The sequence below is a fragment of the Desulfoscipio sp. XC116 genome, from assembly GCF_039851975.1.
In the GTDB taxonomy this organism is placed as follows: Bacteria; Bacillota; Desulfotomaculia; order Desulfotomaculales; family Desulfallaceae; genus Sporotomaculum.
Window position 1 is genome coordinate 2056510 of record NZ_CP156660.1, and the last position, 13951, is coordinate 2070460.

Sequence of the window (13951 nt, forward strand, 5' to 3'; positions counted from 1 at the left end):
AACCATTTGTTTTCTAAGTACTGTTTTATTTTCCTGCCCTGGTTATTTTTGTTTTGGAACGGGTGCAGTGATATTTAGATTGGATTGTACCAAGATGGGTCTTTTTATTGTATCTCACTGCCTAATTTAGATTAGGCGGCAAGTGTTTGGGTGGGTAAAATGGGTAAAGATGACGGTAGATATCCGTTAGCCTGTTTGTATTAGTTGGATGGCTAAAGATCAGGTGTCGCAACGTTTTAATTGTCTTTGGGGCTACATAAGTGTCAAACAAAATACCCCCTTTTTTTAATTGTATTTTGGAAGATAAAACGCCGCGAAATGTAGACGATTTGTTTAAACTGCCAGATACGCCGATTATTCAAGGTACCCAGGCAATTAAACAGGGAATGTACGACTTGGATTTATACCGAGATATTGCGAAGGTTGGTTAATATCGTCTGCAGCATGATGAAGCATAAAACCGAATATATGCCGCCTGTTAAAAAAGCCGAGGAAGAGGCCAGTTAGGCTTCTCCCAGCAGTTTGCCCGGGGTTACGGTATGCCCATCGTTCACTTTGTGGCATTATCTATAATGGCCCCGGCATCTTCCAACGATTCGGCGGTATAAATCTTGTTGATGATCCTGTCTAAAACATCCAATTTACTGATGGACTTTACTTTTCCCTGTAAGCCCTTTGAGGACTTGCCAAACCTTACATCAAGAAATGTACAAATGGCATCAGCCCTGCCCTTAGCCTCACCCTTAGCCTCACCTTCAGCCCTTGCACCGGCCAGCATGGAGATTTCATCCCTAACGGCTTTTTCCCTGAGCTCGTATAGCCTGCGCTCCGTATTGTTCTTTAAGAAGATCTGTTCAATGGTCAATGCTTTCCGAATTCCGGGGTTTCCCATGGCGATTTCCTCCATTTCTTCTCCTTGAATATTATTTAAATAAAGCAGCCATTCCTCCAGGTTATTCAAGGGTTTGCGCTTCAACTTGGCAACTTTCCCCAACTCCAGGAAATGAATTTCCAAATCATCGTTCAACAACTCACCCGTTTGGTCTTCTCTAATATGAAAGGTGTGATGATATTTACCGGTATTCCCCCTAAACCAGTTAAAGCCGAGTATGTTGATGGTGATAGTTTTTCTGAGATTTATAAAGTTCTCACTACTGCCCAATTGTCCGTGATATAGCCCTGCCCAGTAAAACAGGGTTCTTTTGTCGATGTTGTATTTATTTACTACCTGTACTTCTATATTCACTAATGCTCCGGTTGCTGTCTTGGCCAAGATGTCCAGTCTGGCGGCTTTGTCCAGCAAGTATTTGGGGTCCAACTCCCGGTCTAACAACTCCACTGACGTTAATTCTTGATCCAATGTCGGTTTCAGCACGGCGTTAAGAAAACCGATAAGTGCATCTTTGCCCTCGTCCGAGCCGAATATCCTTTTGAACAGGTAATCGTTGGTTCGGTTGATCTTTCTTGATTTCACCAAGCCTACACCCCCTCTGGCAAGTTCCATTACCCTTATTATACCAGATTTGAAACGCAAGCTAAATATAGAATAACTATGGTGTAGAAATGGAGATGTAGATTGGTTGGCAGATGCAGCTTATGGTTCGGAAACTGAAAAGCAGGGCACTGGAGACAGTCCGGCAGCAGCATCCAATGATTCGGCAGTGTAAATCTTGTTAACAATAATCCAAGTCCAGGATTCTTCTTGTTGTGCCGGTATAACCTTTCCATTTCGTGTTCCCCATTTTATCGGTTATAAAGAATTGTTCCTGATTCACCTGTCACAGAAACTGCCTCCCTGGTCATCGACCTTTGGTTGTCAAAAATGCCCCAGAAGGTATCTGAGGCATCTTAAGCTACACTAAAGCATTGATATTATTACCCAGGTGGGGCATTTTAACCTGAGCTGCCGTTTTCCCCTCCGCAGCCTTATCCAGCATTTGATTAACCAGGCTGCCGCCCTGTTCCGCAGTGCTCATGGCTTTTTTCATTATGGCAATGCCCGCGTCCTGCTGCAGCTGGATTTGGCTTTTCAGTATCGACAATGCCGCTATGTCCATTCGTAGTCACCCCCATTAGCAGTAATCTATATGTGCTGTAATTTAGAGCAGTTGTTCTACTGACAATCTAACCAAAACACCCTGGTTTGCTCGTCCAGTTCGGTAACTTCCTTGTGCAGCTCCTGTAGCTTTGCGTTAATCTCCAGCGTTTCCATCGGAAGCAATTCGTTTTCCGTGGCGAATACCGCCAGTTCTTTCATCTTTTTTAGCTTATTCTCAATCTCATCCAAAGCCTCCGCTCGATACTTGACCCATTCCAGCTGTTGCCGAAGGTAGTCCTCGTTGATAATTGTCAGTTTTATCACTCCAATGCTGTAAGGCTATACCTGCAGACCAATTAAACTTATGTTAAAAGCTATTGTCATGTTTCTGTGGGCTTTATTAATGCGGTTATATTGTGGTTTATTATCATGATTGTGATCCCTCTTGGAAGTAGATTACACAGCTTTCATTTCACATTAATGAAGTTCCTCAAGATTACTAATTATGATACCACGTGCGGCAAAAGGCACCGGTTCAGTTCCTTCTGCCATTTCTTGAAGTTTGATAGGATACCAAACTTCATAAATTCCATGGCCTTGATGCTATCCCCATGTTCGTAAGCAGACGTAACCAAATCAAAAGAGTTACGGAGGTCTTCAACTATGCGTGCTATTTGATTGATTGTAAGGTTTTTCATCAATGACTGGAGAAATAGCTCTGCTTGATAGTACCCGTCTACCATGTTATGCAGCATAATTATCCCGTTTTTAAGGGCGCCTTCGTTCATCTTTGACTTAGCATGTTCCAGCCCCTCCAGGAAGCTTCCCAGTAATTCAATAAGGTCTTCCTTGTCCATAAATATGTTCCTCATTTTAACAAAGTTAATGGATTATAAGAGCATTTAGAATGCGCTATTTTTGTATATTCGGATTACAAATGGATCTTTAGTGCGCTAATGTTTTAACCTAACACTCTTATTTCGAGCCTTACCCTTTAGCATGTTGATGTGTTAACCTGGCGAGGGTCAAGTTTCCTTTGGGAAAATTTCGGGAAAGCGATAGCCCTTTCGGAATTTCCCCGAGCAAATGCATGATTATATGCAACTCCAAATTACCAAAGCGATATCACACTATATAAGCCTTAACTTAATTACATCACATACGGTTGTAACATCGTCTTCAGTTAAATAAGGATGCATTGGTAGTGAAAGAACTATATCGCATAGTTCATTGGTCACTTCAAAATCATTTTCATCAAACTCTAAATTTGCAAATGCTCCCTGTCTATGCATAGGCTTAATATAATAAATCATGCTTGGGATGCCTTGCTCTTTCAGTTTGGCTTGCAGATCATCACGCTGTTCTTTATTCTTCAGTTTGATAGTGTACTGAGCAAAACTCGAATAGAACCCATCCGGTATTACGGGTGTTTCGACAACACCGCCCAGTCTTTTATTGTAATATTGGCATACCCTGTTTACCTCCTCCAGTTCGTGGTTAATAAATGCTTTTAACTTTATTTGTAATATAGCAGCTTGAATAGTATCCAATCTTGAATTAACACCAATTCTCACATTATCGTATTTATTATCGCCCTTGCCGTGAACTTTCAGGGATTTCAAAAGCTGTGCCAACTTGTCATCACTGGTAAACACAGCTCCCCCATCTCCATAACATCCCAACGGTTTTGCAGGGAAAAATGAAGTAGTTGCTGCGTCGCCAAAGCTGCAAGCTCTTTGTCCATTAATATTGCCACCAAAGCCCTGAGCGCCGTCTTCCAGAATTAATAGGTGGTATTTCTTTGCTATTTCTATAATTTCAAAATAGTTTGCGGGAAGACCAAATAAATCAACTGGGACGATAGCCCTGGGGGTTAATTTTCCTTCTGCTATTATCTTCTGAATTGTTCTCTCCAGTTTTACAGGATCTAAGTTGAAAGTGTCTCGTTCTACATCTACGAATACAGGGGTCGCTCCCTCAAAAGAGACAATCTCGCCTGTCGAGAAAAAAGTGAAGTCAGGCACAAAAACGGCATCCCCTTCTTTGATTCCCCAGGCCATAGCCGTAAGCGTCATTGCCTCGGTTCCGTTGGCACAGGAAATGCAATGCCTAACGCCAACGTATTCGGCCAACTGTGCTTCCAATTCGCTAACCTGTTTACCGCCAATGAAATTTGTATTTGATAATACTTCCTGTATTGCGGAATCAATCTCATCTTTATATCTTTGGTATTGTGTTTTTAAATCTCTAAATTGCATTTTTTATACACCTTCTATATGAACCCAATTTATCATGATAGCTATTTTATGGATTTTATGAATTTAATAAATCTTTCATGACTTATTGCAAAATTGCCTGATACAGTCGAATTTGATGGTACGTCTTTAGTAACCACTGACCCTAAAGAAATTCTGCAATTATCGCCAATACTAATACCATTTGAAACAGTTGCATTAACACCCAACCAACAATCCTTACCCACAACTACACGTCCTGCCAGTTTAACACCTGCCGTAATAAAGGTACGTCTCCCTATAAAGTTATCATGAGCAATATGCACAAAGTTGTCCAACTTTACATATTTATCTAATACTGTATCTCCCATAATACCTCGATCAATGCAACAATTGTGCTGGACTTCCACATAGTCACTTATTATTAGACGTCCAGCTGTTTTAACTGGAAATACTGTTTCTCCATTATTAACAAATTGAAATCCACTAGAGCCCACCTGTGTTCCGGAACGAATAATTACATTATTTCCAATTATCGAACCCGGGTGTACTACAACCCCTGCTTCAATTAAAACATTATCCCCAATTTGTATACTATCTTCGCCAATTATAGCCTTATCCGAGATTCGGGCTGTATCGGAAATTTTATTTTTAAAGTGTTTCCAATAAAAGTCTTCTTTTGCTAATTTATTATGTATATCATAAAATGCAATCTTTGGATCTATTGCTATTATCAGACCATATTTAGCTGGTATAAGCATACTGTTATAGATCTCTTCTGTGCATATCAATGCAGTAATGCTATTATTCTCAAGGACTGTATCTAAAAATTTTTTATCTGCTAGGAAGCTCAAAACTTTTTTATTATTACTATATGAGGTAGCTAGACCTAAAGAATCTACCTCACAATCTCGAACAACTTGACACTCTGTTATTTTTTTAATTAATGACAAAAGCATATATATTCAACTCACTTCTTTTATGTTCTAGGTTGCGGAAACTATTCTACCTTTTCATTCATCCTTAGTTATTAACTTTTGCACAGTCTCCAATACTTTAACTACTTCATGGCCCGTTTTTCCACTAGCAACTTCAATTGTTTTATCCAGATTGTCAATAAAGTACTTCAATTCTTCAGGTAAAGGCATATCTTTCTTATACTTAATAATTTCATCAGGGTGCTCTATCTTAACTGGTTTTTCATCCACCCAATCAATATGTTTATTATAATAAAGAATGTTCTTATCTAAAGAAGAATCTTCAAAGACAATCATTCCTTTACTTCCAACTACAACTAATCTTTGTTCTTTGAAAGGATGAAGCCAAGAAACAAAGATATGAGCATGTACATTTCCGGGGTAGGTAAGGTGAGCCATTGTCACATCATAGATTTTATCTTGTAGAAATTTTGTCCCTCGCGCTTCTATTTTAATAGCAACATGTCCTATGAAATAATCCAAAATGGAAATATCATGTGGTGCAAATGACCAAAACACATTTTCCTCAGTTCTAACTGTCCCCAAGTTTAACCTATTAGAATAAATATAGTAGAGCCGCCCGATTTTACCACTGTCGATGGCTTCTTTAATTTTTTTAATGGCCGGATGAAATAGCAAAAGGTGTCCCACCATTAATCTGGCCTTTGTCTTTTCGGCAATATCAACAAGTTCCTTTGAATTCTCAGAAGAAAGAACCATTGGCTTTTCTATAAGTACATTAAGTCCGCGTTCCAATAATTTCTTTCCCACTGGATAATGGGTCTCAGCAGGTGTGGCTAATATGTAACCATCAAATCCTTGCTCAATTGCATCATCTAATTTAGTAAAAGCTTTCACTGGGTATTGCATAAATAATTCATCTAGCCTGTTCTGATTAGTTTCAACGATACCCGCCAAATTACCCATTTGGAAGAGAGTTCTGATATGGTTTTGCCCCCATCGTCCTCCTCCAATTACACATATTTTTCTATCCATTTGATAATTGCCCCTTTATTAATTTTACTGTTTTATAATAAAATAAATATTTGTAGTGTACTATAGCACTTCGATATTTTCTCTATTTGCTATGTCCTTCATAGCATTTTTGGTATCAAAGATAATTTTAGCGTGTTTTTGCACAAAATCGTAATCGACGTTGGAATGCGCAGTTGTTATCATAACCAGATCCGCACTTTCAATCAGCTCTGCGGTCAATGCGGGTTCGCTTTTCATAACTTTTCCTTGCTTACGATACTCGGATGCATAAGGATCAAAGTACACAACATATGAGCCATTTTTTTTCAACCCTTCGATCACTTTAATAGCAGGACTTTCCCTAAAATCGTCAATGTCCTGCTTATAAGCCACACCAAGCACCAACACCTTAGAACCGTTCATCGCCTTCTTAAAGCGATTTAAAATCTTGGCTGCCCGCTCTACACAATACTCCGGCATGCGGTCATTTATTATCATGGATGCCTCTATCATAGAGGTATGGAAACCATATTCACGTGCCTTCCAAGACAAATAATAGGGATCCAAAGGGATGCAGTGCCCGCCTAAACCGGGACCGGGGTAAAACGCCTGAAAACCATATGGTTTAGTTTTGGCTGCATCAATGACTTCCCAAAAGTTTATGTTCATCTTTTCACATAGAATGGCTAGTTCATTGACTAGACCAATGTTAATATTGCGGTATGTATTTTCCAATATCTTCTCCATCTCAGCGATTGCCGGTGAAGATACGCGGTGGATACATGCAACCAATACGCATTCATATAAGGTAGCTGCTATATCAGTACACTTTGGCGTTATCCCACCCACAACTTTAGGAGTATTCTTAGTCTTGTAAATAAGATTCCCCGGATCGACACGTTCCGGTGAAAAAGCAAGATAAAAATCCTCTCCGCATTTCAAACCGGATGTTTCAAGTATAGGCTTAAGTAGTTCTTCAGTCGTACCCGGATATGTAGTAGACTCAAGGACTATCAACATCTCCTTGTGCATATATGGTACGATGCTCTCAGTTGAAGCCTTAACATAGCTAATGTCTGGCTGCTGGTATACGTCTAGCGGTGTAGGAACACATATACAAACACAGTCTGCTTGGGCAACTTGTGAAAAATCGTTAGTGGCTGAAAGTAAGCCTGAATTGACTAGAGTTGCAAGGTCTTCATTTACAACATCACCAATATAGTTTTTCCCAGCGTTAACCATTTCTACTTTTGAATCCTGCACGTCAAATCCTATGGTTTTAAAGCCGGCCTTGGCTTTTTCGACAGCTAGTGGCAGCCCTACATAGCCTAGACCCACTACGCCAAGGGTTGCTGTTTTATTAAGTATTTTGTTTTTGAGTTCACTCATTGTGTTCTACTCCGTTTATATTTTCTATAGATATTCCTATAAATGATATCACCAACAATGCTAATAGATAATACATTTTTTAATTGAAACCACGGTCAGGCTTTTTTGATTATTTAAGGTTTCCATAACCTTGCCAACCACCTATTACGGTATAGGGGTATAACTTCCCCCGCAAGGTCAATAAGTGAAAAGCCCATCATACCCTAACCCTAAACCAACAACGCAGATTTTGGCTGTATATCTTTTAATTACCTGATTTTTGTATGTATTCATCTGCTTATTCACTTCCATTTCAAAAAACCACCTTCAAATAGCATTATGACATTTTTCTGCAATAATACTCCATCCTACCCATTCCTTCATCAGAGGTACTAATTTCAAGGATTTCAAATCCGCATTCCATTAAATAATTAGTCAACACATCTTTAGTAAAATACGAAAGATGTGTTACCACATTCCAAAAAACATTTTTGTCCTTTTCCTTTTTACCAAACATACTGTCCAATATTGGCGTAGCAACTACCAGGATACCATTCTCTTTAATAAATTGATTTATTCTTTTTAAATCCTTTTGGGGTGATCTTAGATGTTCAATCACTTCAAAGAATGTTACTACATCATATTGCACCTGGAAATTGCAGGTATATAAATCCTGCTGCAACAATGTTAAACCAAAATTTTCAGCAGCATAAACACAATCATCAGGTGTAAGTTCCAAGCCATTGGCATCCCAGCCTCTATCCATAGCAGTACCAACAAACACCCCAATTCCTGTGCCAACATCCAAAAGCGTACCTACTCCCCCCCAATGCCTCTCGATCTTCTCTAATCGTTTATTAGCCATCTTCACTAAAAACTCAAACCTTTGTCCAATATCACCGTAAATTCCACCAGATTTTTCTTTAGCAATGATCGAATAATATTGGTTTAAAACCTCTGCTTCCGGCATAGGGTTTGCGTACACTAAACCGCATTTTTGACATTTAACCCATATCCTTATGGGGTTAATCATTTCCTTATTGTCTTCTGAAATAGATTGATTGGTTACATTGACTATTTTACAGCCCTGGAATCCACACCCAATACACGACGTTTGATTTTCCCGATAGTTACCGATATATTTTGATTGTTTATTTCTGATGTCTGCTAGGGAAGAATCTAGTTCCATGGCTGTTTTATGAAAAGTAAGGGCGTTTTCATAACCACCAATTCCGTTTGCAGCCACTGCCAGGAAATAATAAATATAAGCAGACTTTGCATCTATTTGATTAATCCAGTAGTTGCAGATAGAAATTACCTGGGCGTAATTTCTTTTGGAAATACCCTCATTTATGATCTTAATAATCGCTTGGTGTTCTTTTTTGCGAAATCGTTTTTTGATAGCATCATCCGGTTCTTTGAAGTATTGTTTGATATTTACTTTCTTTTCCTTAAGTTGTTTGGTTAGAGATTCTTCATTTGAAACTGGATCTATATTGGGAATATTGCTGTTTATATAAGCAGTCTTTTTAGAAGCATTTAATAAAGACTCCAGCTTCCGAATCGCGTTTTCGACCTCACCGCTTTGCTTATCCGTTTTAATAACATCTTTAGCATCCTTGTAAATGTTTAAAGCCTTTTGATACTCTAACTTTTGCTCATATACATAGCCTAAATTAAATAATAAATCAAAATGTTTTGAATCCAACTCCAGACCGGCAAGCAACAGTCCTTCAGCATCCTGCAATTTGTTTTGTACAATTAATATCACTGCCTTTGCCGATAATATATCAAGATCGTTTTCCACAATTTTTTCATAACCGTTTATTAAATCATCTGCCTCCAGTAGTTTGCCATTTTCAAGCTACTATTGTTTTCCTCCAAAACTTTTTCTTCCTCTCCTACATTAAGTGCTCGCTACCGGTCCTATCCTTGGATACCTCAAGCTCCTTTAAGGATATCTTTGACGACAGTATAATTAAGTCAATATCATCAGGCAAAATGCTTTTAGCTTCTTCCAACAGCACTTTGGCATCCTGCAACATACCCAAGGCCAACAACCCGGTAATTTTCTCAATTAATTTATCTTTAAGTTCATCGAGCTCCACTTCTGCATGCTCTTGTTTCAATTTGACTTCATTTAATAATAATCCAATCCCCCGCTTCATCATGGGGACCTTCTCCAGCGCTTCTTTAAGGCACTTCACGTATTCAAGATCGTTGTTTTTGTACTGTCTCTCCGCTTTAGACAGATAAAGCAGAAAAACTTCTTCGTCGTTTTTAACTTCATATGGATAATTTCCGCTTAAAAAATGAGGATTGTACAAGTACTCTACATATTTAATACCCACATTTATGTAACCGTTTAGTATGGTCAGAAACTCATTGTCAGGCAAATCCTGCCGGTTTAGTAAAGACCTCCATAAAAGCTTACCGGTTTTAACCGAAGTGAGATCGTTATAATTATTGTATTCATGCAAATAATCTTCAACCTTTTTATAGCAGTCGACGTGATATTTACTGATAAAATTCAGGTAGGTGTCAATATTTGTCTCGGTAATATTAATAAAGTAGCTCTGTAAAGGTTTTTTAATGGACATAATTATATAGAAAATATCCCCGAAAAAATCAATGCATTGATTAAAGTTAAGCCTTTCCGTCAGATCTTTTGTGTATTTATCAACGTCTGTGACATTATGCTCATAATAAGCAAGCCTCAAGCAATTCAAAAGGTCATAATTTGCGTTTTCATCGTTAAATATTTTATAAACATCGACCCTGTCTTTTTCATCCACAGTTGCAAGCCTGTCCTCCAGCGACGATACAAAAACCGTGTAAAGTTTATCGGTTTCAGCAAACTGCTTTTGTTGATAATATGTCTTCAAACCATAATAATCCCCCAAAGTAACATAGGAATCTACAATCGCCCTCATATTGTTAAGTATAAAGCCAACGTTGTCTATGTTTTGAACGCACCTGATACACTGCCCGTGATTTGCGTCTCTTTTATAGATCGCAAACAAATCACTGTACGCAACCTCCGCCTTGCCAAGAGTGTAAAACAATAAGGATGTGTTTTTGGCGGTCAAATTTTTGACTTTATCAAGTAACCCTAAATATTTTTCATAATTTTCCCCGGCTTGTTCAAATTGCTTGTTATTATATTGTATCCTGGCCAGGTATAATACCAAATCTATATTTTCAGCGTCAAGAGCGAGGGCCTCCAAAATAACCGTGGTGGCTTCATCCGGCTTATTGTTTTGCATTAGGCACCAGACAAGCTGGTTATAAACATAAAGATGATGTTTTTTCGCAGCGGCGTACTGTTTGTTTAAAAATTCATATGCTTTTCTGGCGTAGTCCAGGGCTTCCAGGTGGTCGCGGTGCATGCCGTAGGTCACCGACAGTTGATAGGTGTAATAGAGACTGTCAGGGTCTTTTTCCAGCTCGTTTTTGAGAATTTTGCTGGTTCTTTGGAATTTTTTTTCCATTAATTCCTGGTCATCGGACAGATAACCATAGTGCACAATGAGAGCGTTTAATTTGGCAATGGGTTCCCGTACCATAGGTTGGTTATGAACGGCACCCTTAAAGCAAAATTCCTTGTCCTTTTTAAAAAGCCTAGTAGACAGAAAGGTGGAAAAATCCTCGGTGTTACTGGATGTGTGAAAATTTCTGATAGTCACGCAGGCTGTTTTAAATTTTTTATATTGGCCGGTTTGAAAGAATTTAATAATACCATCGGAATTCTGCAACACTTCATCACCGTCTATGCCAAAAAACCATTCGCCTTTGGAGTAATTTACCGTTATATTTCTAATTTCCGAAAAATCATCTCTCCATTCATGAAAATACACCTGATCGGTGTATTTTTTTGCTATTTCAACGGTATTATCAGTGGACCCAGTATCCACTATGATAAGCTCACTTTCAACGGCATCCCTTATGGGCTGTAAGCTTTGCAAACATTCGTCCAGATGTTTGGATTCATTCTTTACCATCATGCTGATACTTAGCTTCATGTATTTTCATCCTTCCAGAAGCAATTTGCTAATACAACATTGGATTCCTTTTATGCAAAACCACTAAGTATAAAAATGATGCTCCATAAAAAGAACAGCTTATTAAGGGAGCAGAGTGGAAACTCTGCTCCCTTAATAATTTATTAATTAACTGCTTGAATTACCTTAACAACTGCAGCACGTTCTGGGGTTGCTGGTTGGCTTGGGCCAGCATGGCCTGAGCCGCCTGGGAAAGAATGTTCATTTTGGTAAATTCCATCATTTCCTTGGCCATGTCCACATCTCGAATGCGGGACTCGGCGGCGGTCAAGTTTTCAGAGGATGTGCCCAGGTTGTTGATGGTATGCTCCAGACGGTTCTGGTAAGCGCCCAGTTCCGAGCGCATGCCGGAAACATTTTCAATGGCGTTGTTGATTACTTTCACGGCAGCGCTCGCCGACTCGTGACTGGATACGTCCAGAGCATATTCAACGGTAGTGCTGGTGGTGCCGTTGGTGACGTTTTGCACCTCGGTGAATCTGGCCCCTTCCACATCAGTATGTTCCAATCCGGCCGCGGTAGCGGATATTCCGAGGGCCAGCGAACGCATATCCTTAATTTCAATAGTCATACTCTGCCCCTGGTTGGCGCCGATCTGGAAGGTGGCCCTGAATGTGCCGCCGGAACCGCTCTGGCCGGGTACAAAATCGCCCAGGATCTGGTCAAGGTTGGCACCCTTGATGCTGAACTCCGGCACTGTTCCATCTGTTACGTCATCACCTGTTGTAGTTGTTGTAAATTGGAAATACGTATTGGTGTCATTAATATTGTTTGGATTGGTGGCGATGGTTGCCGAAACAGTACTGCCGCCAAATACCGCACTAAAAGCATCATTAAAAGCAGTTACCAGATCGCTTGCGGTTATTTTTCCGGTCGAAGCAGTGCCAATTTCGGTTCCCAGGGTTATATTTGCCGTCCTGCCGTTGTAGGTGACTGTAAATGTCTTGCCCGCCCAATCATCCCGGTTTAAGTTGTCCGTTCCTTCTATATCCTTGGAGCCGAATAGGGTCGCTTCTTCAGCTGCTGTCCCAACACCTGTAATTGCTGTTGACGTACTAGCCCCTAGCATAGTGTTAAATGAAGCGGCTGTTAGGCTGATTGTTGCACCGCCAATTTTAGACTGAATGGAGAATATGCCCGAATCTGAAACGTCAATAGTAGCCACTTCAGCCAGCGTGACTGTTCTCTCAGTGCCGTCCGCCAACTCGAAAGTAACCGCGGAAGTGATTTTACCCAAAACTTCTTCCAGGGCATCTCTTCTCATAGCATCCGTGGCATCAGCTCCAGCTTGCCCGGCTGCAGTCTGGTCCCAAAGTGTTTTAAACGCTTCGCCGGTTATTGAAAAACTTACAGCTGTTCCAGTAGCGTCATGCACCACAAAGGTCATAGTACCGGTTGCGCCGTCAATTACACTATCAGCAAGACTAACCGCAGTAAGGTTTAATATCTTACCACCCTGAGCGGCAACTCCCTTGGCTTCGGTGCTGGAAAGGCTTACCCCGCTGGCGGAAGCGCCGCCGTCCAGCAACTTCTGGGTGTTGAACTCGGTGGTGTTGCCGATGCGGTTGATTTCAGAAGTCAACGCATTGATTTCCTTCTGGATCTCGTTGCGGTCAACGCTGACGTTGGTGTCGTTGGCCGCCTGGTCGGCCAGCTCGCGCATGCGCTGCAGAATGCTGTGGGTCTCATTGAGGTTGCCCTCAGCGGTCTGGATCATGGAAATACCGTCCTGGGCATTGCGCTGGGCCTGGTCAAGACCGCGGATTTGAGCGCGCATTTTTTCGGAAATGGCCAGACCGGCCGCGTCATCACCGGCGCGGTTGATACGGAGTCCTGAGGATAATTTTTCTAAAGATTTTTGTCCGATAGCGTTGTTGCCGCTCAACTGACGATAGGTGTTCAGCGCAGCAATGTTGTGATTGATAATCATGTTTTCATTCCTCCTTGAAATTTTATTTGCATCCATGCGAAATTTTAATATCCCTCGGGTGGCCACCACTTGGATATTGGAAAACCTTCCTAACCATAATATTCGTCAAAAATAGCCACATACTTTAACGTTTTTCCCCTTGCCCGGCCAAAAAATCTTTCAGCAGCTCCGCCGCGTTGCCGTCACCGGCCGCGGCGGTGGCGTTTTCCTCCCGCACGGCCTGGTACAGCTCGCTGCGTAAGATGGTTACATCCCCGGGCGCGTCGATGCCTATTTTAACGGTATCGTCCTTAACTTCCAGAACGGTAATTTTGATCCGATCCCCCAGCATAATTCCCTGGTTTCTTTTGCGGGTAAGCACCAGCATG

General features: G+C 40.6%; 13 protein-coding genes. 1 reads left to right on the plus strand and 12 read right to left on the minus strand.

Translation table 11 applies throughout. From position 1 onward, the window contains the following. The first annotated feature begins 260 nt into the window (after window positions 1–260). Window positions 261–431 carry a hypothetical protein gene (locus tag ABDB91_RS09830; RefSeq protein WP_347491412.1) on the plus strand — a complete coding sequence of 57 codons (171 nt, stop codon included), beginning with the start codon at window positions 261–263 and terminating at the stop codon, window positions 429–431. A gap of 119 nt (window positions 432–550) precedes the next feature. Here ABDB91_RS09830 and ABDB91_RS09835 read toward each other — a convergent pair whose 3' ends face one another. From ABDB91_RS09835 to csrA, 12 genes are all read right to left on the minus strand, one after another. Then, window positions 551–1477, minus strand: coding sequence for an Rpn family recombination-promoting nuclease/putative transposase (locus tag ABDB91_RS09835; protein ID WP_347491413.1), 927 nt, complete (start codon window positions 1475–1477; stop codon window positions 551–553). Between the two features lie 376 nt (window positions 1478–1853). Next, on the minus strand, window positions 1854–2057 hold the full coding sequence (locus tag ABDB91_RS09840; RefSeq protein WP_347491414.1) for a YjfB family protein: 204 nt from the start codon (window positions 2055–2057) through the stop codon (window positions 1854–1856). Window positions 2058–2113: 56 nt separating this feature from the next. Beyond that, window positions 2114–2362, minus strand: a complete 249-nt coding sequence (locus ABDB91_RS09845; protein ID WP_347491415.1) for a hypothetical protein — start codon at window positions 2360–2362, stop codon at window positions 2114–2116. Window positions 2363–2541: 179 nt separating this feature from the next. After that, on the minus strand, window positions 2542–2895 hold the full coding sequence (locus ABDB91_RS09850) for a hypothetical protein (RefSeq protein WP_347491416.1): 354 nt from the start codon (window positions 2893–2895) through the stop codon (window positions 2542–2544). Between the two features lie 273 nt (window positions 2896–3168). Next, on the minus strand, window positions 3169–4296 hold the full coding sequence (locus tag ABDB91_RS09855; protein ID WP_347491417.1) for a DegT/DnrJ/EryC1/StrS family aminotransferase: 1128 nt from the start codon (window positions 4294–4296) through the stop codon (window positions 3169–3171). Between the two features lie 41 nt (window positions 4297–4337). Continuing rightward, complete coding sequence (locus tag ABDB91_RS09860) at window positions 4338–5231, minus strand: UDP-3-O-(3-hydroxymyristoyl)glucosamine N-acyltransferase (protein ID WP_347491418.1); 894 nt, start codon at window positions 5229–5231, stop codon at window positions 4338–4340. Between the two features lie 54 nt (window positions 5232–5285). Beyond that, entirely contained in the window at window positions 5286–6245 is a 960-nt protein-coding gene (locus ABDB91_RS09865; RefSeq protein WP_347491419.1) for a Gfo/Idh/MocA family oxidoreductase, read from the minus strand. 60 nt (window positions 6246–6305) lie between these two features. Then, window positions 6306–7613: a nucleotide sugar dehydrogenase gene (locus ABDB91_RS09870; RefSeq protein ID WP_347491420.1), complete on the minus strand. Its 1308-nt coding sequence runs from the start codon at window positions 7611–7613 to the stop codon at window positions 6306–6308. Window positions 7614–7929: 316 nt separating this feature from the next. Further along, window positions 7930–9399 (minus strand): class I SAM-dependent methyltransferase, encoded by a 1470-nt coding sequence (locus ABDB91_RS09875; RefSeq protein WP_347491421.1) that lies wholly within the window; start codon window positions 9397–9399, stop codon window positions 7930–7932. A gap of 94 nt (window positions 9400–9493) precedes the next feature. Next, entirely contained in the window at window positions 9494–11614 is a 2121-nt protein-coding gene (locus ABDB91_RS09880) for a glycosyltransferase (RefSeq protein WP_347491422.1), read from the minus strand. 160 nt (window positions 11615–11774) lie between these two features. Beyond that, a complete protein-coding gene (locus tag ABDB91_RS09885) occupies window positions 11775–13583 on the minus strand; it encodes a flagellin (protein ID WP_347491423.1) in 1809 nt (602 codons plus the stop codon). Between the two features lie 124 nt (window positions 13584–13707). Continuing rightward, on the minus strand, window positions 13708–13950 hold the full coding sequence (csrA, locus tag ABDB91_RS09890; RefSeq protein ID WP_347491424.1) for a carbon storage regulator CsrA: 243 nt from the start codon (window positions 13948–13950) through the stop codon (window positions 13708–13710). Window position 13951 lies beyond the last annotated feature (1 nt).

Excerpts from the sequence above, each read along its gene's own strand:
- ABDB91_RS09840 (WP_347491414.1), bottom strand. The coding sequence starts at position 2,057 with ATGGACATAGCGGCATTGTCGATACTGAAAAGCCAAATCCAGCTGCAG.
- ABDB91_RS09850 (WP_347491416.1), bottom strand. The coding sequence starts at position 2,895 with ATGGACAAGGAAGACCTTATTGAATTACTGGGAAGCTTCCTGGAGGGG.
- ABDB91_RS09855 (WP_347491417.1), bottom strand. The coding sequence starts at position 4,296 with ATGCAATTTAGAGATTTAAAAACACAATACCAAAGATATAAAGATGAG.
- ABDB91_RS09860 (WP_347491418.1), bottom strand. The coding sequence starts at position 5,231 with ATGCTTTTGTCATTAATTAAAAAAATAACAGAGTGTCAAGTTGTTCGA.
- ABDB91_RS09865 (WP_347491419.1), bottom strand. The coding sequence starts at position 6,245 with ATGGATAGAAAAATATGTGTAATTGGAGGAGGACGATGGGGGCAAAAC.
- ABDB91_RS09870 (WP_347491420.1), bottom strand. The coding sequence starts at position 7,613 with ATGAGTGAACTCAAAAACAAAATACTTAATAAAACAGCAACCCTTGGC.
- ABDB91_RS09880 (WP_347491422.1), bottom strand. The coding sequence starts at position 11,614 with ATGAAGCTAAGTATCAGCATGATGGTAAAGAATGAATCCAAACATCTG.
- ABDB91_RS09885 (WP_347491423.1), bottom strand. The coding sequence starts at position 13,583 with ATGATTATCAATCACAACATTGCTGCGCTGAACACCTATCGTCAGTTG.
- csrA (WP_347491424.1), bottom strand. The coding sequence starts at position 13,950 with ATGCTGGTGCTTACCCGCAAAAGAAACCAGGGAATTATGCTGGGGGAT.